This is a genomic window from Rhodococcus sp. T9N (genome assembly GCF_024436645.1).
Lineage (GTDB): Bacteria > Actinomycetota > Actinomycetes > Mycobacteriales > Mycobacteriaceae > Rhodococcus_F > Rhodococcus_F qingshengii.
On the sequence record NZ_JAMSKS010000015.1, the window covers coordinates 85865 to 106865 of the forward strand.

The 21001-nt window shown below is 60.9% G+C and carries 20 protein-coding genes; 11 read left to right on the forward strand and 9 right to left on the reverse strand.

What is annotated here, in order from left to right; all coding sequences use genetic code 11:
• Nucleotides 1–67: 67 nt before the first annotated feature.
• Genes M1L53_RS22795 through M1L53_RS22835 form a run of 9 tightly spaced genes read right to left on the reverse strand, consistent with a single transcriptional unit; the run spans nucleotide 68 to nucleotide 7572 of the window.
• Nucleotides 68–1267: an acyl-CoA dehydrogenase family protein gene (locus tag M1L53_RS22795; RefSeq protein WP_007733351.1), complete on the reverse strand. Its 1200-nt coding sequence runs from the start codon at nucleotides 1265–1267 to the stop codon at nucleotides 68–70.
• Nucleotides 1268–1292: 25 nt separating this feature from the next.
• Nucleotides 1293–2273 (reverse strand): NADPH:quinone oxidoreductase family protein, encoded by a 981-nt coding sequence (locus tag M1L53_RS22800; RefSeq protein ID WP_039973333.1) that lies wholly within the window; start codon nucleotides 2271–2273, stop codon nucleotides 1293–1295.
• Complete coding sequence (locus M1L53_RS22805) at nucleotides 2270–2692, reverse strand: MaoC/PaaZ C-terminal domain-containing protein (protein WP_007733354.1); 423 nt, start codon at nucleotides 2690–2692, stop codon at nucleotides 2270–2272. Before M1L53_RS22805 ends, M1L53_RS22800 begins: the two co-directional genes overlap by 4 nt.
• Nucleotides 2689–3138: a MaoC family dehydratase N-terminal domain-containing protein gene (locus tag M1L53_RS22810; protein WP_003945322.1), complete on the reverse strand. Its 450-nt coding sequence runs from the start codon at nucleotides 3136–3138 to the stop codon at nucleotides 2689–2691. Before M1L53_RS22810 ends, M1L53_RS22805 begins: the two co-directional genes overlap by 4 nt.
• 27 nt (nucleotides 3139–3165) lie before the next feature.
• Complete coding sequence (locus M1L53_RS22815; RefSeq protein WP_260457118.1) at nucleotides 3166–3951, reverse strand: SDR family oxidoreductase; 786 nt, start codon at nucleotides 3949–3951, stop codon at nucleotides 3166–3168.
• The gene (locus tag M1L53_RS22820; protein WP_007733359.1) at nucleotides 3944–4819 is read right to left on the reverse strand and encodes an SDR family NAD(P)-dependent oxidoreductase; all 876 of its coding nucleotides are present in this window, start codon (nucleotides 4817–4819) and stop codon (nucleotides 3944–3946) included. The genes M1L53_RS22815 and M1L53_RS22820 overlap by 8 nt, the downstream gene beginning before the upstream one ends.
• A 1-nt stretch (nucleotide 4820) precedes the next feature.
• On the reverse strand, nucleotides 4821–5957 hold the full coding sequence (locus M1L53_RS22825) for a nitronate monooxygenase family protein (RefSeq protein WP_007733360.1): 1137 nt from the start codon (nucleotides 5955–5957) through the stop codon (nucleotides 4821–4823).
• Entirely contained in the window at nucleotides 5954–6712 is a 759-nt protein-coding gene (locus M1L53_RS22830) for a CoA-transferase subunit beta (RefSeq protein ID WP_042446091.1), read from the reverse strand. Before M1L53_RS22830 ends, M1L53_RS22825 begins: the two co-directional genes overlap by 4 nt.
• Entirely contained in the window at nucleotides 6709–7572 is an 864-nt protein-coding gene (locus M1L53_RS22835; protein ID WP_007733364.1) for a CoA transferase subunit A, read from the reverse strand. Before M1L53_RS22835 ends, M1L53_RS22830 begins: the two co-directional genes overlap by 4 nt.
• A gap of 160 nt (nucleotides 7573–7732) precedes the next feature.
• Here M1L53_RS22835 and M1L53_RS22840 point away from each other — a divergent pair, with 160 nt between their 5' ends.
• The 11 genes from M1L53_RS22840 to M1L53_RS22890 all read left to right on the forward strand — a co-directional run bounded on the left by M1L53_RS22840 (nucleotide 7733) and on the right by M1L53_RS22890 (nucleotide 20993).
• On the forward strand, nucleotides 7733–8365 hold the full coding sequence (locus tag M1L53_RS22840; protein ID WP_007733365.1) for a TetR/AcrR family transcriptional regulator: 633 nt from the start codon (nucleotides 7733–7735) through the stop codon (nucleotides 8363–8365).
• A complete protein-coding gene (locus M1L53_RS22845) occupies nucleotides 8362–9408 on the forward strand; it encodes a phosphotransferase family protein (RefSeq protein ID WP_042446088.1) in 1047 nt (348 codons plus the stop codon). The genes M1L53_RS22840 and M1L53_RS22845 overlap by 4 nt, the downstream gene beginning before the upstream one ends.
• A gap of 317 nt (nucleotides 9409–9725) precedes the next feature.
• The gene (locus tag M1L53_RS22850; protein ID WP_007733367.1) at nucleotides 9726–10520 is read left to right on the forward strand and encodes an IclR family transcriptional regulator; all 795 of its coding nucleotides are present in this window, start codon (nucleotides 9726–9728) and stop codon (nucleotides 10518–10520) included.
• Between the two features lie 6 nt (nucleotides 10521–10526).
• A complete protein-coding gene (locus tag M1L53_RS22855; RefSeq protein WP_230691720.1) occupies nucleotides 10527–10931 on the forward strand; it encodes a TetR family transcriptional regulator in 405 nt (134 codons plus the stop codon).
• Between the two features lie 204 nt (nucleotides 10932–11135).
• Entirely contained in the window at nucleotides 11136–11375 is a 240-nt protein-coding gene (locus M1L53_RS22860) for a hypothetical protein (protein ID WP_007733370.1), read from the forward strand.
• Between the two features lie 127 nt (nucleotides 11376–11502).
• Nucleotides 11503–12681, forward strand: a complete 1179-nt coding sequence (locus M1L53_RS22865) for an acyl-CoA dehydrogenase family protein (RefSeq protein WP_042923855.1) — start codon at nucleotides 11503–11505, stop codon at nucleotides 12679–12681.
• 166 nt (nucleotides 12682–12847) lie between these two features.
• Complete coding sequence (ettA, locus tag M1L53_RS22870) at nucleotides 12848–14527, forward strand: energy-dependent translational throttle protein EttA (protein ID WP_007730925.1); 1680 nt, start codon at nucleotides 12848–12850, stop codon at nucleotides 14525–14527.
• 4 nt (nucleotides 14528–14531) lie between these two features.
• Entirely contained in the window at nucleotides 14532–14951 is a 420-nt protein-coding gene (locus M1L53_RS22875) for a thioesterase family protein (protein ID WP_003944475.1), read from the forward strand.
• A 99-nt stretch (nucleotides 14952–15050) separates the two neighbouring features.
• Nucleotides 15051–19898 carry an NAD-glutamate dehydrogenase gene (locus M1L53_RS22880; protein ID WP_054187694.1) on the forward strand — a complete coding sequence of 1616 codons (4848 nt, stop codon included), beginning with the start codon at nucleotides 15051–15053 and terminating at the stop codon, nucleotides 19896–19898.
• Nucleotides 19895–20314, forward strand: coding sequence for a thioesterase family protein (locus tag M1L53_RS22885; protein ID WP_003944573.1), 420 nt, complete (start codon nucleotides 19895–19897; stop codon nucleotides 20312–20314). Before M1L53_RS22880 ends, M1L53_RS22885 begins: the two co-directional genes overlap by 4 nt.
• Nucleotides 20307–20993 carry a hypothetical protein gene (locus tag M1L53_RS22890; RefSeq protein WP_030536651.1) on the forward strand — a complete coding sequence of 229 codons (687 nt, stop codon included), beginning with the start codon at nucleotides 20307–20309 and terminating at the stop codon, nucleotides 20991–20993. The genes M1L53_RS22885 and M1L53_RS22890 overlap by 8 nt, the downstream gene beginning before the upstream one ends.
• Nucleotides 20994–21001 lie beyond the last annotated feature (8 nt).

The window sequence follows — 21001 nt, forward strand, 5'->3', positions numbered from 1 at the left end:
TCGAGTGGACGAAGGCTGATGATTCAGCAATACAACGGCTTTCGCGGGCCTCGAACACCGATCGCCGTCAGCGGTGCTTGCGCAACTCGTGGCGTGCGACGCTCCTGATATGCACTTCGTCTGGTCCGTCGGCGATACCGAGGATCCGGGCACTCGCCCACATTCTCGCGATCGGGAAGTCGTCGGTGACACCGCCACCCCCGTGGCACTGGATCGATCGATTCAGGACGTTGCGCGCCACACGAGGACCGATGACTTTGACTGCCGCGATCTCGATCTGAGCGCCCTTGGCTCCGACCTGGTCGATGAGCCATGCTGTCTTCAGCACCAGAAGGCGGGCCTGCTCGATTTCCATTCGCGATTCGGCGATCCAGGTCCGGACAACTCCCTGATCCGAGATCGGCCCGCCAAAAGCGTTACGAGACTGGGCACGTCGAACCATCAAGTCCAATCCGCGCTCCGCCATGCCGATACAGCGCATGGCGTGGTGAATTCTGCCTGGACCCAGGCGCGCCTGTGCGATGGCGAACCCGTCTCCTTCGGACGCAAGCATATTTGTTGCCGGTACTCGAACGTTATCGAACCGAATTTCACAGTGGCCGTGTTGGTCGTGGTATCCGAATATCGGTAAACTGCGCACGATTTCGACTCCAGCGGTGGCGACGGGCACCAAGATCATCGATTGCTGCTTGTGGGGCTCTGCCTCGGCATTCGTCTTCCCCATGACTACCAGAATTTCGCACCTTGGGTCTGCTGCACCGGTCGTCCACCATTTTCGACCGTTCACGATGTATTCGTCGCCGTCCCGAACAATCGACGTCGTGATGTTTCGGGCATCGGAGGACGCAACATCGGGTTCAGTCATGGAGAAGCCCGAACGCATTGTGCCGTCGAGCAGTGGTTGAAGCCATCGCTCCTTCTGCTCGCGGGTTCCCACCAGGTGCAGGATCTCCATGTTTCCGGTATCGGGCGCCGCGCAGTTGAGGGCTTCGGGGGCAATGTAGGGCGAGCGTCCCGTCACCTCGGCGATGTGGGCGTAGTCGAGGTGAGACAGTCGTGAGAGCGCCGGCATGAACAGATTCCACATGCCCTGGCGTCTCGCTTCCAACTTCAGCGACTCGACCACGGGTGGCAAGACGTGACTGCGAGGTCCTGCGGCCTCGAGTTGTTCGGAGTAGACCGACTCAGCTGGGTAGACGTGTTCGTCCATGAATGCTTCTAGACGCGCGATGATTTCGCGCGCGGCGGGGCTCGGAGCTAAGTCCATTGACGGCACCTTTTGTCGTGAATTGTCATTCGGGGTTGGTTGAGAGGATGACTTTGCCCAGCGCTCGTCGACTCATGACTTCCTCGAGTGCGGTAGGAGCATTGATCAGCGGGTGGATGCTGTTCACATGAGGAGACAGAGCGCCACCGTCGTACATGTCGAAGAGCGCTCGCATGTTGTCCGCGTTGCACTCCGGATTACGCTTCGCCCATGCGCCCCAGAGAACTCCATGTAGCGCCCCGCCAACGACGAGGAGGCGATTCATGCCGATCTTCGGAATCTGCCCCGAAGCGTAGCCAACCGTCAAATATCTTCCTGCGGTGGATAATGCGCGCACCGCTGTAGCGGCGTGATCTCCACCGACCGGGTCGTACACCACGTCTACACCGGACGGTGCGACCTGTGCGACTCGTTCGCGAAGGTTGCCCGTTGTGTAGTTGATCAACTCGTCTGCTCCATGTTGCTTACAGACCTCGAGTTTCGCTTCGGAGGACGCCGCCGCCACCACGCGTGCACCCAATGCTTTGCCGATCTCGATTGCGGTGAGCCCGACGCCCCCGGAGGCACCCAGGACGAGCAATGTCTCTCCTGGTTGGATCGCAGCTCGGTCGACGAGTGCGTGGTAGGACGTTCCGTAGGTAACCACGAATCCGGCAGCGTCGGAGAAACTCATGGAATCAGGGATGACAAAGACCTTGTCACTGGTGACCGCCACGAGTTCCGCGTATCCGCCCATGCCGCAGAAGGCCATGACTCGCATCCCCGGGGTGACCCCTTGGACGTCCGAGCCGACACTGTGCACTACACCCGCGACTTCCGACCCGGGAATGAAGGGGAGTGGGGGTTTAGTTTGATACGTTCCGGCGACGATCAACCCGTCGGGAAAATTGACACCCGCCGCCTTGACCGAGACGAGAACTTGGTTCGGTGTCGGCGTGGGATCGTCAATTTCTGTGAACTGCAGTTGATTCGGCAACCCCAGCTGGGTACATACGTGCGCCTTCACGGCCGCTCCGACGGTACGAGGGGCGTCCGCACGAAGGTTGCCCACGCCTTGACCGCCAATCCGCCGGTCTGCCGCGTGCAGGCGAGTTCGACGTCGATCTTGTCACCTTCGTCGTCCGCATAGGTTCGTTCGACAAGCGCTGAGCATGTCAGAGTGTCATCGGGCCAAACCTGTTCGAGGAACCGAACTCGTATCGCTCGGATGTTCTCTGCACCCAGCCAATCGGTGGCGAAGGTGGCCAGGAGCCCAGCTTGGAACATCCCGACCGAAAACGGACTCGGGTACCCCGCCGCCTCGGCGAAAACCTGGTCGTGATGAATCGGATTCATGTCTCCCGACGCACCTTGGTACCTGACGAAATCGGTGCGGGATACCGGACCGACAACCCACGGGGTCGGGACTGACACTGTGTTGATCAAGATTCCTCCACAGTCGGTCGAGCAGTTTCCACTCCGGTCATAGTTGCCCGAGCAATGAGATTTCCCTGTTCGTCTTCGAAATCCGTTGTCATCACGGCAAAAGTCATCTCGCCGCCCTTCCGTCCCTGCTTCGTGTAGATGTCGACGATCCGCGAAGTGCAGTTCAGACGAGTACCTGCGCGGGGAGGTGGACCGAAGAACTCGTACTTCTGTTCGGCATGGAGTCCGCGTTTGCCGTCGAGCTCTACCTTCCGCCACGGATCCGAGCCCTCTGTCTGCCAGAGGAGGGTCGTGGTGAGAAACGTCGGGGGCACTACCGGGAACTCGTCTTCGACATAGTTCCGATTGCTCGAATACGTGGCAACGGCGAACTCACGAATCTTGCCGCGCTCGATGTCCATACGGAACGGGGTGCCCGTGATACCTAGTGACTCTTTGTCGACCACAGCTTCTCCTTCAGACCCCATGGGTGGCTATGCATGTTGGCTACTTACCGAAACGACTTCGCCCGTCATGTACGACGAGTAGTCGCTTGCAAGAAAGACCATGACGTTTGCGACCTCCCACGGCTGTGCCGCACGACCGAAAGCCTCACTCTTGCTGAGCTGTTCGAGCAGTTCGTCGCTGGTCACCTTGGCAAGGTGAGGATGCATCGCGATGCTCGGTGCAACCGCGTTGACCCGGATTCCGTGCGGTGCCACGTCGAGGGCAGAGCATCGTGTGAGCGCCATGACGCCGGCTTTCGCTGCGGCGTAGTGCGACTGCCCTTCCTGCGCACGCCAGCCGATGACCGACGCGTTGTTGACGATCACCCCCGACCCTCGTGGAATCATGACTCTCAACACTGATCGTGTGGTGCGGAAAGTGCTCGTCAGGGTCACATCGAGTACCGAACACCACTGCTCGTCGGTCATACTTTGAATGCTCGCCGTCCCGCCGAGGCCTGCGTTGTTGATGAGGACGTCGATGGATCCATACTCGGCAACCACCCGATCGACCATTGCGTCGATCTGCTGATTGTCCGTGACATCGCAAGGAACAGTGAGTGGGCGGGTGCCGAACTCGGACTCGATGCGGTCGGCGGCCGCGATCAATCTGCGCTCATGCCGGTCACTGATCGCCAGTCGGGCGCCTTCGGCAGCAAAGCGTTGTGCCGCTGCGAATCCGATTCCAGTTCCCGCTGCTGCTGTCACCAGAACGGATTTGCCTTGAGCAAGGCCGTGTCCCGGACCAGGGATCGGCGCAGTCGTCTCAGACAATTTCACTCATCGCCTCTGTCAACTCTTCCACCGTCCATCGCGAGTCTCTGGCGATGGTCTTTCCGTACTGCCACCCGAGAAACTGGCGGACTTCGCCGCCTTTGGCGTAAAACACCTGACCAGTGGCGGGGCACTTCTCGGTGAGCAGATAGGCCACAACTGGCGAGACGTTGCCTGGATGATAGGTGTCGAATGCACTCGGATCGTCAGGTGCTGCAACAAGTTCCTTGATACCGGGAACGTTCTCGGTCATCCGTGTCCTGGCCACAGGCGTAATTGCGTTGACTCGCACACCGTATCGGGCGACCTCCTGTGCGAGGATCGTTGTCAACGCTGCGATCCCGGCCTTCGCGGCGCCGTAGTTGCTCTGACCGACGGCACCGAGCAGTCCGGAGGTGCTCGATACGTTCACGATCGACGCCGCGACGGTTTCGCCCGACTTCGAACGCTCGCGCCAGTAGTTGCCGAATACAGTGCAGGGCGCGAATGTAGCGCGTAGTTGTCCCGAGATCACGTCGTCCCAATCGGCCTCGGGCATGTTCAGAAACATTCGATCACGCAGGATGCCGGCATTGTTGACCAGGCCGTCGACCGAGCCGAATGCCTCGAGGGCCAGGTCCAGGAGTTCGCTCGCGCCGTCGATCGTCGTGACGTCCGCGACACTGGCAACTGCGATTCCTCCGGCCGCGACGATTTCGTCGACGACCGATGCCGCAATACTGATGTCGTTTCCGTGCCCGTCCGGTCCGGCGCCGGTGTCGTCGACAACCACTTTTGCGCCTTCGGCCGCAAGTAGCAGGGCGTGCTCCCGGCCCAAACCACGACCGGCGCCGGTTACTATGATTACTCGATCTTTCAGCTGATTCATTTCAGTTCGTTGTTCCTTTCACGTTTTCAGTTGACAAGACTCGACTGTCCAATTCGGGTGCGGGTGCGGGTGTGAGTCGAGCAAGGACGGCCTCCGCGTCCTGCATGATGCGTTCGACGAGTTCTGCGCTACTGGGGATGTCGTCGATCAGTCCGACGACCTGCCCGGTCGCCATGACTCCGATATCCGTGCGGCCGTCGAGGAGTGCGGATCGGTACAGCATCGGTGCGTTGGCGGCCATCACAACTTGCCGCCAGCCGAGTTCGTGGCTCTTCCGCATTTCCAGGCCTTCACGTATCAACTTCGACCAGGGTGTTCCCGAGAGACGTTGGAAAGCAACAGCATTGCGGGCAGCACGTAACATGCGCGTCGGTCCGTGGCTTGATTCGAGTTGATCGATCGTTCCTGCGCGCAGCACACGCTGAGGAACCCCGTCGATCTCGAGTGTGACCACGGTGTCGTTGACCGACTTCGAGAGATAGACATCTTTGACTGCCTGAGACACCGGTGAATCGCTGGTGAGCATGAAGCGAGTCCCCATCGCGATTCCGTCCGCACCGTAGGCGAGTGCTGAGACGAGACCTCGGCCGTCGAAATATCCGCCTGCCGCGATAACGGGGATGTCGACGGCGTCGACTACCTGTGGCAGAAGCAAACTCGTGGGGACTGCGCCTGTGTGTCCGCCGCCCTCGCCGCCTTGAACGACAACTGCGTCAACTCCCCACGCTGCAACTTTCTCGGCATGTCTGCGAGCTCCGATCGACGGCACGACAACAAGGCCTGCATCTTTGAGTCGGCCGATCAGCGCCTGGTTCGGTGCGAGCGCAAAGGAGGCGATCTTGACCCCCGATCGAATGAGAAGTTTGATTCTGCGATCGATGTCGTCCTGGTTGGCTCGCAAGTTCACGCCGAATGGTTGGTCGGTGCGGTCTTTGACGTAATCGATGGCGCTGACGAGTTCGTCGTAGGTCAGCATCGCCCCGGCGATGATTCCCAAACCGCCGGCTTTGGTTGTGGCCGCCGTAAGTCGGGCGTCCGAGACGTACCCCATGCCGGTCTGCACAATCGGATACTTCACACCGAAGAGTTCGCAGATACGGGTGTGCAGTGGCCCGGTACCTGAGTTCAGCACGGTCATGCCGGTACTTCCTTGTCACGTAGGTTCCGTGGATCGATGACGTTGCGAATCAGGTCGAGTTCCTCGCTTGTGGGGGTTCGAGTAGTGGGTACGGCTTTGGGCAGGTGGAGTTCGAACCCGGTTGCGGCTACTACTTCGTCGACGGTTACGCCGGGGTGAGTCGACACCAGACGCAACTGTCCGCTATCCGGCTCGAAGTCCAGAACTGCGAGATTTGTGACAACTCGTCGTAACTCGTGGTATCGGCTGGCCGACGGTCCGGCCTTGCGTGCATTGTCGTTTCCGACACCGGAAACCATGTCGACCTGTGAAGTGAGAACGCGTGCACTGTGTTTCGGCACCCAGTAACTTGTCGGGTGATGCACGGTATTGCTCGGCGCTCCGCGGACTCCCAAGAGTTGCACTGTCGGCCGCGAATGATCACCTATCGCGGAGATGTTGCAGTTCCCATAGGAATCGAGCTGCGTGGGAATCATCATGATGTGCCGTTTGCCATTCCAGACGAGATTGAAGATCTGGTTGAAGGGCAACCACGATTCGACCTCGCCTGCCGGAGTTCGGTCGACGGCCCACGTGCCGCGCACGGCTGACGCTTCTCCGTCGGACAAAACGAGATCGGGTTCGAAAGTGTGACGCGCCAATCGCACACCGATTGCAGGTATCACGCCGAATGCGCTCGCGATCACTTCACCGTTGCCTCGGTACGCCTCGGCGCACGCGATCGCGCAGACCTCTGCCCGAGTGGCGTCACTCATGCCGGCACTCCTTCGAATTCCGCAGCGACGAGTCTCTGGTAGTCGGCCTCGGAGCCGGACAGATATCGGTCGACGAAGCGTTGCCAAGCTTCTGGATCTTTTGCTGCAGTGGCATATTCGAGTTGGAAAGCCTCGTCACGATCGTAGTCGGGTACGCAGGATGTGAAATGCGCACCACCTGGAGCGTGAACGACTCCCGATACAAGCAACCGGGGAATTCGAATCGTCGACGGATGTGCATCCGCGGTCAACTCCGCAGTGGGAACCACTTGTTCGCAAGAGACATAGACCGATTCGGCAGCTAGGCAGAACAGGTCGTCGAAGTACAGGTCCGGCCCGAGGTATTGGGCGTTGCCATGCATGTCCGCGCGGTTCATATGTACCAGCGCGGCATCGAGGGGGAGCGCCGGCATCGCAACCAATGATTCGCCCGCATAAGGATCGACGATCGTCTGCAGTTCCGGATTCACACGGAGGACGTCGGAACCGAGTCCCGCGCGAGTCGGCAGGTAGGGCATACGGATCCCGGCCGCGTACAGGCCCCATTGGAGCATGCCCTCGTCGTATTCGCTGACCTCGATACGACCAGCCTGTCGGGCTGCTCTGAAGTGAGGGTCCAGGGGTATCGAGTCCAGCGAGACGAAACCGAACACAACCTTTCGAACCTTTTCGGCTGCGCACAACAACCCCACATCAGCTCCGCCGTACGACACAACGGTCAGATCGGTCAGTTCTGACTTGAGGATCTCTCGGATGAGTGACATCGGCTTCCGGCGCGAACCCCACCCGCCGATTCCGATTGTCATTCCCGATCTCAGTCGACTTACGACATCTGCTTCCGACATTGTCTTGTCCGACACGCGTCCGTCCTCTCCTGGTATTTCACGAGCGCTCAAAGTCTCGTATCAAACGTTTGCTACGCGGTACGGAGCGACTGTAGCAAACGTTTGATTCGCGGTATAGAGTCAAAATTGCAACCTCGTCAGAGGTGACACGTGAAGACTCGTCAGGAGGACTTGAATGGAATGGTCGGATCGTCACGACTTGATACTCGAACAGGCTGCAGAACTGTTCGCCACCAAGGGGATCGCGGGCACCAAAGTTCGCGATATCGCTGATGCGGTTGGAATTCTGTCCGGAAGCCTTTATCACTACTTCCCGTCGAAGGATGCAATCGCGAATACGATTGTCACACAATATCTTCAGGCGCTCACGAGCGCATACGGGTCGATCCTGGAATCTGCCGGTGACCCACGTACTCGCCTCGGTTCGCTGGTTCGAGCTTCGTTTCAGGTCAGTCAGGCGCACCCACACGCCTCCGAGATCTATCAGAACAACAGCACCTATCTCCGGAAACTTGACTCCTATCACGACATCCGTGAGGCCGCCCGTAGCACCAAGGACGCCTGGATCGCTGTTATCGAATCCGGAATGAGCGCAGGCGAGTTTCGATCGGACCTGCCGGCGGAGATTCTCTACGGACTGATTCGCGACGCTGTGTGGTTGTCGCTCCGATGGTTCAGCCCCACAGAGGAGTTCGGTCTTTCAGAGCTCGCCGATGCCGTCGTTTCGGTGTTTCTCGACGGCATCGATGCGCCGCTGAAATCAGCATCTGTCGGAAGTGGTCCCGCGCGTGAGGGTGTGAGGTCGTGAACCTGGCACCGCAGGGCGACAACGGTTTGTGTGAGCCCCTGGTGGCGGCGTGGTTCCGTGAGTATCTGCCCGATGCCACGCAAGGATTGCTCGAATTCGAACGGATCGCCGGTGGACGCTCGAACCTGACTTACTCGGTGAGCGACGAGGCAGGTTCTCGATGGGTGCTACGTCGACCCCCGCTCGGAATCAGGCATGCATCCGCCCATGATGTAATTCGCGAAGCTGACATTCTCGAGCGACTGCAGAACGTGCCGGTTCCGTCACCGATCGTTGTAGGCAAGTGCATTGACGAATCTGTGACTGGTGCTCCGTTCTTTGTCATGGACTTCATCGACGGCGCAGTCCTGCGTGATCCGGAGGTAGTACGCGCGAAAATCCCGTACGAAACGCGAGCCGGATTGGCCGCGGAACTGGTTCGCAATCTTGCCGCCCTGCACTCGGTCGACCCTCGTGAGATCGGATGGAATGCTCTGGCCGATCGGACGGACTACATCGATCGTCAGTTGAATCGGTGGTTGCGGAACTGGAAGGGTGATCGTGTGCGAGATAGCCTCGACCTCGAACGCACACATGCCAAGTTGTCTCGAAATATTCCCCCTCAGTGCAGTAGCAGCGTCGTGCACGGTGACTTTCGCCTTGACAACTGCATTGTCGGCGCCGACGGCGTGATCGCCGGAATACTGGATTGGGAACTGGCCACGGTGGGTGACCCCTTGGCAGACCTGGGTCAACTGTTGGTCTATTGGGCCGAACCCGATGACGATGTTTGTGCATTGGAGAATGCTCCGACTCGAATCGAAGGGTTCCCGTCGCGCGATGAGCTGTTGGACGTCTATATCTCTGCGGCCCAACAAGATGCGGACTTCAATATCGACTTCTACATTGCGTTCAACTGGTGGAAGATCGCATGCATTGTCGAGGGTGTGTACAGCCGCACGCTACGTGGCGCGATGGGCGAAATCGAGCGGTCGGCGGAATCGTTCGGCGCCCAGGCGGACAGGCTTGCGGCACAAGCGTGGCGAATGGCCCAACGGATTTGACGGAAATCTTCCGTGCGACTTTCTGGTCTAGTGGAATATGCCTCCGGGGCAACGTATTTCGCCCTTCTCTGTTCATGTTGCGGCGTTAACGTCCACCGTGATCCTTCTGTGAATGCTCCTGAGGTTTTTCTCTTCACACCCGATGTCAACATGGCACAATTTGTCACACTGAGATCGTTCGAACATCCGACGGTGACGGACGGCCTGGTGTCGCGGTGCTGTTGCAGCGGGCCGTAACCAGTAAGCCCGGTAGCGCTTTTCGGCTCCACGTGCCCCACATGCACCATAAATTGTGGGAATGACTTCAAGGAATTCGCATGCAAGCTTCCGCTCGTGCAGACGCTACGACCCCGGCGGGGTTCCTGGATCGACTGGCGTCGGTCATGGATGCTTTCGAAGTGTCCGGACAGCTCACTCTCAGTCAAGTTTCGCGAATTACCGGCTTGCCTCGTTCGTCGGTGCATCGCATGCTCGAGCAGCTCGTCGCCAAGAAGTGGCTCCGGCGGGATGGCACTGATTACTGCCTTGGAATCAGATTGATGGAGCTGGGAAGCCTTGCAATACAACAGGATCGATTGTATTCGGTCGCTTTGCCCTTCCTCCGCGAGTTGCATCGAGTGACCGGACTGGTAGTGCAGTTCGGAGTGCTGGACGCGCCGGATGTCGTTTACCTCGACAAGATCGGCGGAATGCTGTCCGGTGTAGTTCCTACTCGTGTCGGCGAACGTTCTTCGGCCGACAGGTCGGCTCTTGGACGTGCGCTCCTTGCGTTCGGAGGCTCCCCTGTGGGCGCTGAAGCGCCGATGACTCTAAGGCAGGAACTCAGTCGAATACGTGATACCGGCGTAGCGTACGGCGCGGGGCTGTTGAGTCCCGGCCTCAATTGCGTTGCTGCACCGGTTGGGCCGCAAGGAAACGCGATTGCTGCCGTTGCTGTTTCCGGTCCGTCCGCGATGCTCAAACTCGACTACCGAAGTGCGGTACCTGTCCGCCTTGTAGCGTCATCGATTTGGGGGGCGGTTGGCCAAACTGCGACACATTTCGATGTTCAACGCACCATGCGTGAACTGCGAGCGTTGCCGTCGGCGGGGCCCAGGCGTATGCGTTCGTGAACGTCGATGATCCGTAGACTTGGTCCTGCGCTGCCGCCTCGAATCGCGGCAAATGGCGATGGGGGTGAGACGAGGCTGGCCTGGCGTCTCGATGTCCAGTCGGTGGCGGAACTGATCGAAGGCGAAGTGGACGGTTCATGGCTTCCGCAGCCGATGCCAGGGTTCTTCCTGTTCGACTCCGAAGCACGGTGGCGCACCGTGCGATACTGGCATGAGCATGGTTCAGTGTCTAACTCCCCGTCGCTCACCCAACGGCGGAAGGAGCAGGCAAAGTTGGAGATATCACGTTGTGCTGCAGAGCTTTTTGTCCTTCGCGGCGAGAATCCGGTGACTGCCGAGGGCATTGCACGCGCAGCTGGAATCGGACTTCGCACGTTCTATCGATACTTCGGACGAAGGAAGATGCGGTGAGGCCGATACTCGCCGACGGGATCGACGAATGGCTCGGGTATATCGCGTCCAGTTCGCCGGGTACGCCTGTTGTTCAGGTGCTGGCATCCGCCGCCCGCGTCGCACTGAATTCACCTGCTGCAACACCCGATGCGATTGCGTTGATTCGCCGACTTCAAAGGACTGTTCCTGGCGATCCGGCGATCCGGCGCTTCGGAACGCGTGGTGAGCTTGGTCAACGACACCGAGACTGCATTGGTGCTCGTACTGCGTGATTTGATGGGACCCGGCGCAGACCCACTGGAAGTGCGTTTGCTTGCAATTGCAGCGAACACGGCCCAGCGGATGGCCGTTGTCGCGTGGGTTGACGGGGACTCCCCGGCGTATGGCGACGGCTCGCCTGCGGAAGTTGCGATGAGGTGTATTCGCATTCTGACCGCGGGACTGGGGCACGTGTCGACCTGAGCGCCACTGGCCTTGTCGCATTCGTATTGATCGGCGCTGAACGAACTGGCCGTTCTACTTCCGCATTTTTCTAGAACGTGTTCTACTTTATTGAAGGTTGGCGGGCTATCAATGGAGGCGGAAGATCATGGGTCAGGTTCTGGACAACATCTCACAGTTCGCCGACGAGATCCGCGCCGACGGGGTCGAGGGCGACAAGCTGATGCGCTTGACGGACGGCAGCGCGAAGCGTTTGCGCGACGCCGGCGTCATCCGGATGTTGCAGCCGAAGGAGTTCGGAGGCCTCGAGGCGCATCCGCGTGAATTCGCCGAGACGGCAATGGCTATCGGTGCGATGGATGGTGCCACGGGCTGGGTCAGCGGCATCGTCGGTGTGCATCCGTGGGAGCTTGCGTTCTTCGACCGCAAGGCTCAGGAAGAGGTGTGGGGAACCGATCCTGATACGTGGATGGCGTCGCCGTATGCGCCGATGGGTGTGGCGAGGCCGGTCGAGGGTGGGTACATCCTCAACGGTCGTTGGTCGTTCTCGTCCGGTACCGATCATTGTGACTGGATCATGATCGGTGCGATGGTCGGTGACGAGTCCGGTAAGCCGTTGATGCCGCCGAAGATTCTGCACGTGTTGTTGCCGCGTTCGGATTACGACATCGACCAGGACAGCTGGAATGTCGTGGGTCTGCGCGGTACGGGGTCGAAGGATCTGATCGTCAAGGATGCGTTCCTGCCGACGTACCGCACGATCGACGCCGGAAAGGTTTTCGACGGGACGGCGTGGAAGGAAGCGGGCCGTACGGAGACGTTGTACAAGTTCCCGTTCTCGTGCATTTTCCCGTTGGGGATCACTTCGTCGTTGATCGGTATCGCCGAAGGTGCGTTGGCGTGCAACATGGCGGCGCAGCGTGAGCGTGTGACGGTCAGTGGTGTTCCGATCAAGGAAGATCCGTACGTGCTGTTCGCGATCGGTGAGGCGGCGGCCGAGATCGCTGCTTCTCGGGCTGCGATCTTGGAGACGGTGGATCGTTTCTGGGACATGACGGAGAAGGGGCAGGAAGTTTCGTTCGAGCTTCGCGCGATCGGTCGGCGTACGCAGACTGCTGCGGCGTGGCGGGCGGTGCGGGCGGTGGACGAGATCTTTGCTCGTTCCGGTGGTGGGGCTTTGCAGTTGAGCACGCCGATGCAGCGGTTCTGGCGTGATGCGCATGCCGGTTTGGCGCACGCGATCCATGTACCCGGTTCCATTTTCCATGCGTCGACGCTCTCGCAGCTCGGTGGCGAGCCGAAGGGCATCCACAGGGCAATGATCTGAGCCGTCCTGGGGACACCCGGAGGTGTCCCCATCGCGGTTTTCGTGGGGGTCGATGAGCATGTCGGTGAATCTGGTCGATGACCTCGGACTGTCCGCAGAACCCGCATCGGAGTGACGGCCAACGCGCAATGTGGGTTATAGGGCAAACACCGATAGGCTGGCGGTCATGGCTGAGTTCATTTACACGATGAAGAAGGTGCGCAAGGCGCACGGTGACAAGGTCATCCTCGATGACGTCACGATGAGCTTTTACCCCGGCGCGAAGATCGGTGTCGTCGGACCGAACGGCGCTGGTAAATCCAGCATCCTCAAGATCATGGCCGGACTGGACCAGCCGGGCAACGGCGAGGCATTCCTGGCTCCGGGCGCGACCGTCGGCATCCTCATGCAGGAGCCGGAGCTCGACGAGACCAAGACTGTTCGCGAGAACGTCGAGGACGGTCTCGGAGAGACGATGGTCCAGCTCAAGCGGTACAACGAGATCGCCGAGCTGATGGCTACGGATTACTCCGACGAGCTCATGGAAGAGATGGGCGAGCTGCAGGAGAAGCTCGATCACGCAGATGCGTGGGAGATCGACTCGCAGCTCGAGCAGGCTATGGACGCCCTGCGCTGCCCCCCGCCGGAAGAGATGGTCACCCACCTCTCCGGTGGTGAGAAGCGACGCGTTGCGCTCTGCAAGCTGCTGCTGAGCAAGCCCGACCTCCTGCTCCTCGATGAGCCCACCAACCACCTCGACGCCGAATCTGTCCTGTGGCTCGAGCAGCACCTCGCTGCTTACCCCGGCGCAATCCTCGCCGTGACTCACGATCGTTACTTCCTCGATCACGTCGCGCAGTGGATCTGTGAAGTAGACCGCGGACGCCTGTACCCGTACGAGGGCAACTACTCCACCTACCTGGAGCAGAAGGCTGCACGCCTCGAAGTTGCCGGCAAGAAGGATCAGAAGCTGCAGAAGCGCCTCAAGGACGAGCTCGCATGGGTTCGTTCCGGCGCCAAGGCCCGCCAGGCCAAGAACAAGGCTCGTCTCGATCGCTACGAGGAAATGGCGAACGAAGCAGAGAAGACGCGCAAGCTCGACTTCGACGAGATCCAGATCCCGGCACCGCCGCGCCTGGGTGACGTGGTCGTGGAGGTCTCGAACCTCGACAAGGGCTTCGACGGTCGCGTTCTGATCAAGGATCTCTCGTTCACGTTGCCGCGCAACGGAATTGTCGGCGTCATCGGCCCCAACGGCGTCGGTAAGACGACGCTGTTCAAGACCATCGTCGGTCTCGAGGAGCCTGACGCCGGTGAGGTCAAGATCGGTCAGACGGTCAAGCTGAGCTACGTCGACCAGAACCGTTCCGGAATCGACCCCAAGAAGACGGTCTGGGAGACCGTGTCCGACGGGCTCGATTTCATCGTCGTCGGCCAGACCGAGTTCCCCTCGCGCGCGTACATCAGCTCGTTCGGTTTCAAGGGCCACGATCAGCAGAAGCCGGCCGGCGTCCTCTCCGGTGGTGAGCGCAACCGCCTGAACCTGGCGATGACGCTCAAGCAGGGCGGCAACCTGATCCTGCTCGATGAGCCCACCAACGACCTCGACGTCGAAACCCTCGGCTCGCTGGAGAACGCTCTCGAAGAGTTCCCCGGCTGCGCCGTCGTGATCTCGCACGATCGCTGGTTCCTGGACCGGACTTGTACCCACATCCTCGCGTGGGAAGGTGGCTTCGGCGACAACGAGGCAGCTTGGTACTGGTACGAGGGCAACTTCGAGGGCTACGAGGCGAACAAGGTCGAGCGACTCGGCCCCGACGCCGCACGCCCGCACCGCGTGACTCACCGCAAGCTCACCAGGGACTGATCCGGTGTCCGACGTATACACAGCGCAGATCCAGGTCCGGTGGGGCGATTCCGACCGGTTGGGTCACGTCAACAACACGCGTTACGTCGAGTACATGCAGGAAGCGCGCATCCAGTTCCTGGAAGCGAAACTGGCGCCGCTCGGCGGCCGGCCGGGATACCTCGTGGTTCGAAAGATGACCGTCGAGTTCCTCAAGCCGGTCACCGATCGGTCCGGTCCCTTGAACGTGGAGATCTTCACGACTCACGTCGGGACTTCCTCGTTCACGGTTCGGCACGTCATCCGTGACAACGCGGGTGTCGAATGCGCTTTCGGCGACGCGTTGATGGTCGGATTCGACACGGTGTCCGAAAAGTCCAGACCGCTGGCGGACAGCGAACGCGCGGTGCTCGAAGCATCGCTTGTTCAGATGACGACATCGTAGATTTCGTTTCTCAGTTCACCCTAGGTACTGGTTGCCGCGGCTAGTCTCGAGTCAGAGATTGGTCGCGGCGATCAGAACCCACAAGGATGTGAGCCAGGAATGACAGACCGTGTACGGCAGCAGGGCACAGGCCTCGACGAAGCGACGTTGTTGACGCGTCTTCGCGAGGCCTTTTTCACGCATATCGACGAGGGTGACAGCGACGACGTCATCAACGGTCGATCGGATCGAGTCCTGCTCGCGCATCTTGCGCTCGGGAGGCAGCGGACCCCGGGCACGGCCGTATGGCGTGTGTACCGCCCGTCAGGATCCGAGGGTCTCGGCGCTGCCGTCCAGATCGTCACCGACGACATGTCGTTGCTCGTCGAGTCCGTTACCGCGATGCTCAACCGACAAGGTGTGGGAATCAGTCAATTCGCCCATCCGATCCTGACAGTTGAACGCGATGACTCGGGCAATCTGATGTCCTTGGGCGACAGCGGTATCCAAGAATCCTGGATGCACGTCCAGTTGGACTCCGAAGTCGAGGATTCCGCTCTCGACGCGATCGAAGCACACCTCGGCAAGGTGCTCGCGGACGTCCGCCAGGTGGTTGGTGACACCCCGGACATGAAGGCATTGCAACTGCGCGTTGCCGACGAGTTGGAGAGCGCCGCAGAAACTGCCTCCGGGAGGATCACCCCCGAAGAATTCTCCGATACCGCTCGGCTGCTGCGGTGGATGGCGGACGGAAACTATGCCGTGCTCGGATACCGGCGATTCGAGGGTACGAAGGACGGTTCACGCACGGTCGCCGGCAGCGGGCTCGGCGTGCTGCGCTCCGATGCGGTCACCGAAGGCCCGATGAGTTTGCCTCCCGTCGCAGATCTCCCGGATCGACCGCTTCTGGTCCTGACGCAGGGATCGTTCCCCGCCACGGTGCACCGCGCTGTCTACCCGTACTTCGTGGGTGTCTCGATCCTCGACGACGAGGGAAACATCGTGGGGGAGCACAGATTCCTGGGTGTGTTCACCGTGGTCGCACTCCACGAGAACGTCCTCGCGATTCCTCTGATCGAGCGCCGCGTTCGCGAAGTCATCGCGCGTGCCGGTGTCGACCTGCATTCGTACTCCGGTCAGGCGATGCTCGAGGTCATCCAGTCGTTCCCACGCACCGAGTTGTTCTCGAGCGACGCCGAGACCTTGTTCGAGACCGTCCACGCCGTGCACAGCATCGGGCTGCGTCGACAGGTGCGACTCTTTGTCCGCGAGGACACGTTCGGACGCTTCGTGTCCTGCTTGGTGTATCTACCCCGCGACCGGTACACGACGCGGGTGCGACTGGCGATGCAAAACCTGTTGTGGCGCGAATTCGGACCAGGCACAGTCGATTACACCGCCCGGGTTACCGAGAACGATCTTGCGCTGTTGCACGTGACGATCCGGCGCGATCCGGACAGTGAGCCGGTTCATCTGGATGTCTCCGAGTCGAACCGCGAGCGAGTTCAGGCTCTCTTGACCGAAGTCAGTCGTAGTTGGGACGACCGCATCAACGACCTTGTTCGTGAAAGTCCGGGTGTGGATCCGGAACTGGTGCAGCGGTATTCGCGGGTGCTTCCCGATGGATACAAGGAGGACTTCGAACCGTCACGCGCGTTGGCCGACATCGCCCGACTCGAGGCGTTGGCGCCAGGCGCGATCGACGTACTGCTCTATCGTGCTGTGGACTCCGCGCCCGGTGCCTGGCGCTTCACGCTCTTCGTCGGCGGCGACGGTATCTCGTTGAGCCAGGTGCTACCGGTGCTGCAGTCACTCGGCGTCGAAGTTCTCGACGAGCGGCCGCACGTCGTGCAGCGACTCGACGGCGTTCAGTGCTGGATCTACGATTTCGGATTGTCGGTACCGGCGGATCTTCGGGCGTCGGTCGAGATCGACCTCGATGCGCAGGTGCCGCTCGAGACCAGTACCGCCCCGCTGACCGAGGTCCAGAAGCGATTCACGGCTGCATTCGGCGCAGTCTGGTTCGGCCGGGCCGAAGCTGACCGATTCAACGAGTTGGTGCTGCGGGCCGGAATGTCCTGGCGGCAAGCCGTGGTGCTGCGTGCTTACGCAAAGTATCTGCGCCAGGCCACATTTCCGTACAGTCAGTTCCACATCGAAGGAATCGCGCTTACACACCCGCAGACCGCGTTTGCATTGGTGCAGTTGTTCGAGGCGATGTTCGACCCCGAGAAGCAGGACGACATTCGCGTCGCCGAATTGGACGAGCAGTTGCGTGCGTCCATCGACGAGGTACTCAGCTTGGATGCCGATCGCATTCTGCGCGGAATGTTCTCCTTGGTGAAGGCGACCTTGCGTACTAATTTCTACGTCGTCGACGCCGATGGCCGCCCGCGCGACTACCTGTCGGTCAAGCTCGATCCCTCACGGATCAGCGAGTTGCCCAAGCCGCGGCCGGCTTTCGAGATCTACGTGTACTCGCCCGAGGTCGAAGGCGTCCACTTGCGATTCGGCGCAGTCGCGCGCGGCGGGCTCCGCTGGTCCGACCGGCGCGAGGATTTCCGCACCGAGGTGCTCGGCTTGGTGAAGGCTCAGGCCGTCAAGAACGCGGTGATCGTCCCGGTCGGCGCCAAAGGCGGCTTCGTCGTCAAGAATCCGCCTTTGCCCACGGGTGATCCGGCCGCTGATCGAACGGCGACGCTGGAAACCGGCAAGGCCTGCTACACCACGTTCATCTCCGGATTGCTCGACATCACCGACAACGTGCACGCGGCTACCGGCGAAGTTGTGACGCCGGATCGAGTGGTGCGCAAGGACGATCAGGATCGCTACCTGGTGGTCGCCGCGGACAAGGGCACGGCGACGTTCTCGGATCTCGCCAATTCGGTTGCCGCCAAGTACGACTTCTGGCTCGGCGACGCGTTTGCCTCCGGTGGCTCCGTGGGATACGACCACAAGGGCATGGGTATCACCGCTCGCGGCGCCTGGGAAAGCGTCAAGCGGCACTTCCGCGAACTCGGGGTCGACACGCAGACGCAGGATTTCACGACGGTAGGCGTCGGCGACATGAGCGGAGACGTGTTCGGCAACGGAATGCTCCTCAGTCGGCACATCCGTCTGGTGGGCGCGTTCGACCATCGACACATCTTCCTCGATCCGAACCCGGATGCAGCGAGCTCGTTCGTCGAACGTCAACGACTTTTCGAGTTGCCACGGTCGTCATGGGCCGACTACGACAAGAGCCTGATCAGTGAAGGTGGCGGCGTCTGGGACCGCACGGTCAAGTCGGTTCCGATCGCCGAAAGCGTCCGGATCGCACTGGGTCTGGCCGAGGGGGTCACGAAGCTCTCGCCGCCGGAATTGATGCAGGCGATTCTGTCGGCACCGGTGGATCTGCTGTGGAACGGCGGAATCGGTACATACGTCAAAGCGTCGACCGAGACCAATGCGCAGGTTGGCGACAAGAGCAACGACGCCGTGCGTGTCGACGGTCAAGATCTGCGGGTCAAGGTGATCGGGGAGGGCGGCAACCTCGGCGTCACTGCTCTGGGAAGAATCGAGTTCAGCGCCAGCGGCGGTCACATCAACACCGACGCCATCGACAACTCGGCCGGCGTCGACTGCTCCGATCACGAAGTGAACATCAAGATTCTTCTCGATTCGCTCGTGCGTTCGCAGTTACTGCCCACGCAGGAACGGAATCCGTTGCTGGCGTCGATGACCGACGACGTGGCGGCGCTGGTGTTGGCGGACAACATTGCTCAGAACGCGCTGCTCGGAATCTCCCGCGTGACCGCTTCTCAGATGCTCGGTGTTCACCGCCGTCAGTTGACGGATCTGACCAAGGCACGTGGCCTTGACCGCAAGCTCGAGGCGTTGCCGACCGACAAGGAGATCGAGCGTCGACTCGAGGCCGGTGTGGGTCTGACGTCGCCGGAATTGGCGACGCTGACGGCGCACGTCAAGCTTTCACTCAAGGACGATCTGCTCGCAACCGAGTTGCCGGACAACGATTTCTTCGCCCAGCAGATCCCGCAGTACTTCCCGACCGCTGTTCGCGATCGGTTCGAAACGGAGATCAAGGCACACCCGTTGCGGCGGCAGATCGTCGCGACGATGCTCGTGAACGAAGTGATCGACAACGGCGGAATCACGTACGCCTACCGCTTGGCCGAGGAGACCGGAGCGAGCAGTACCGACTCGATCCGTGCCTACGCCGCTGTGCGAGAGGTGTTTGCGCTCGACGAGGTGTGGTCGCGAATCCGCTCGGCGGGCGTCAGTGCAGAGATCGAAAACGAGCTGATTGTGGAGTCGTGCCGCTTGCTCGACCGCGCGTCGCGGTGGTTCCTGGCCAATCGGCCCCAGCCGATCGCCGTCGGCGCCGAGGTAGCGCGTTACTCGGCGGCGTATCGGGCGACGGCACCTCTGGTTCCGGGGCTGCTTGCGGGCCATCAACTCGACGATCTGCTGGTGCGGGCTCAATCGGTGATCGATCGCGGGGCTCCGGAAGCGTTGGCGCTGGACGTGTTCCGACTGCTCGACGTCTACTGCCTGCTCGACATCGCGGATATCGCCGACATCGCAGATCACGACATCACCGAAGTCGCGGAGCTGTACTACGCCTTGGACGCGCATCTGGGAATCGACTGGTTGCTGAGCGCGGTCTCGGGACTCGAGCGCGGCGATCGATGGCACTCGCTCGCGAGGCTCGCGTTGCGAGACGACCTCTACAGTTCGCTTCGGCAGCTGACGATGGAGGTTCTGGCCGGCGGCGAGCCGGGGGAGTCGCCGCAGGAGAAGATCGACGAATGGGAGTCGACCAACGCCTCGCGTCTGAGCCGGGCGAGGGCAGCTCTCGTCGAGATCTTCGAGTCTGGGACGCTTGACCTCGCGACGCTCTCGGTGGCGGCGCGTCAGGTTCGTAGCATGGTGCGCAGCATGGGCACCCGATCGGAGGTAGGACGTTGAGCGAAGGATTCCACGCCGAAGTTGTGGTTCGGTGGTCCGACATGGATGCCTTCCAGCACATCAACCACGCACGGATGGTGACGTTGCTCGAAGAGGCGCGGATTCCTTGGTTGTTCGAAGACTCGCGCCCGACGGTCACCCTGCGTGACGGGGCCGTGATTGCCGATCTCCATGTGCGGTACCGCGGCCAACTGCGGCACGACGATTCGCCGCTCGACGTCTTCATGTGGGTGGAAAAGGTGCGCGCGGTGGACTTCACCATCGCGTACGAGGTTCGCCCCCGCGGTGCGGATCTCAGTGTCCCGCCGTCCATCGTGGCGTCGACTCAGATCGCGGCCTTCGATATCGACACTCAACGTTTGCGTCGCCTCAGCGGGCCCGAGCGCGAGTACTTGGAGAGCTGGCAACGTGCATGAACGTGTACTGACCGTGCCCGAGGAGGCCGAGCGAAAGAACTTGGCCGGCTTCATCGGTCATGCCTTGCGTTTGGACGAGTCCACGGTCATCCGGATGCGTCGACGCGGAGATGCTCACCTGAGCGTTTGGGCGTCAACGGGTTTCGACGCTCTCGCTACGCGAACCGTGGCGGGCACCATCAACCCTGACGACACCTCGGCTGCCGGCGATCAGTTGCTCTCGGCGGTGGAGCAGGCGACAAGTGAGCTGATCGATCCGGGGTTCGCCATGGATTCGGCGTGGCGTGGGGCGTTGCCGCCGATGGACGGCTTCGAGCACCTGGACGACGTACCCGCCCGGGTGCTGATCGAACTGGCGCAGCGGGGCAACGCCTTGGCACTGGAGCATGGAAGTAGTCACGGTCCGCCGGCGTCGTTGCTCGATCAGGACGTGCTCGAGGTCAGTGGTCCGTCCGGCACGGTCGGGATCTCGATGCGGGTTGTTTTTGCCTTGACCGCAATGGGATTCGTTCCGCACGCCGGGTCCGAGGCGATGACCGCCGACATCGACCTCGAGCAGATCGACGCCTCGGAACTGGTTCGGGTGCGGGCGAGCAAATCCTGGGTGCGGCTCGATGCACGGTTCGGTTCGATCTACCGTCACCGCGGTGGTTCGATACCGCTGATGGTCGCACGATAGGAGTTCAG

What these genes read in the sequence shown, in the direction of transcription:
- M1L53_RS22795 (WP_007733351.1), bottom strand. Translation starts at nt 1,267, where the DNA reads ATGGACTTAGCTCCGAGCCCCGCCGCGCGCGAAATCATCGCGCGTCTA.
- M1L53_RS22820 (WP_007733359.1), bottom strand. Translation starts at nt 4,819, where the DNA reads ATGAATCAGCTGAAAGATCGAGTAATCATAGTAACCGGCGCCGGTCGT.
- M1L53_RS22825 (WP_007733360.1), bottom strand. Translation starts at nt 5,957, where the DNA reads ATGACCGTGCTGAACTCAGGTACCGGGCCACTGCACACCCGTATCTGC.
- M1L53_RS22830 (WP_042446091.1), bottom strand. Translation starts at nt 6,712, where the DNA reads ATGAGTGACGCCACTCGGGCAGAGGTCTGCGCGATCGCGTGCGCCGAG.
- M1L53_RS22840 (WP_007733365.1), top strand. Translation starts at nt 7,733, where the DNA reads ATGGAATGGTCGGATCGTCACGACTTGATACTCGAACAGGCTGCAGAA.
- M1L53_RS22850 (WP_007733367.1), top strand. Translation starts at nt 9,726, where the DNA reads ATGCAAGCTTCCGCTCGTGCAGACGCTACGACCCCGGCGGGGTTCCTG.
- M1L53_RS22855 (WP_230691720.1), top strand. Translation starts at nt 10,527, where the DNA reads ATGATCCGTAGACTTGGTCCTGCGCTGCCGCCTCGAATCGCGGCAAAT.
- M1L53_RS22865 (WP_042923855.1), top strand. Translation starts at nt 11,503, where the DNA reads ATGGGTCAGGTTCTGGACAACATCTCACAGTTCGCCGACGAGATCCGC.
- ettA (WP_007730925.1), top strand. Translation starts at nt 12,848, where the DNA reads ATGGCTGAGTTCATTTACACGATGAAGAAGGTGCGCAAGGCGCACGGT.
- M1L53_RS22880 (WP_054187694.1), top strand. Translation starts at nt 15,051, where the DNA reads ATGACAGACCGTGTACGGCAGCAGGGCACAGGCCTCGACGAAGCGACG.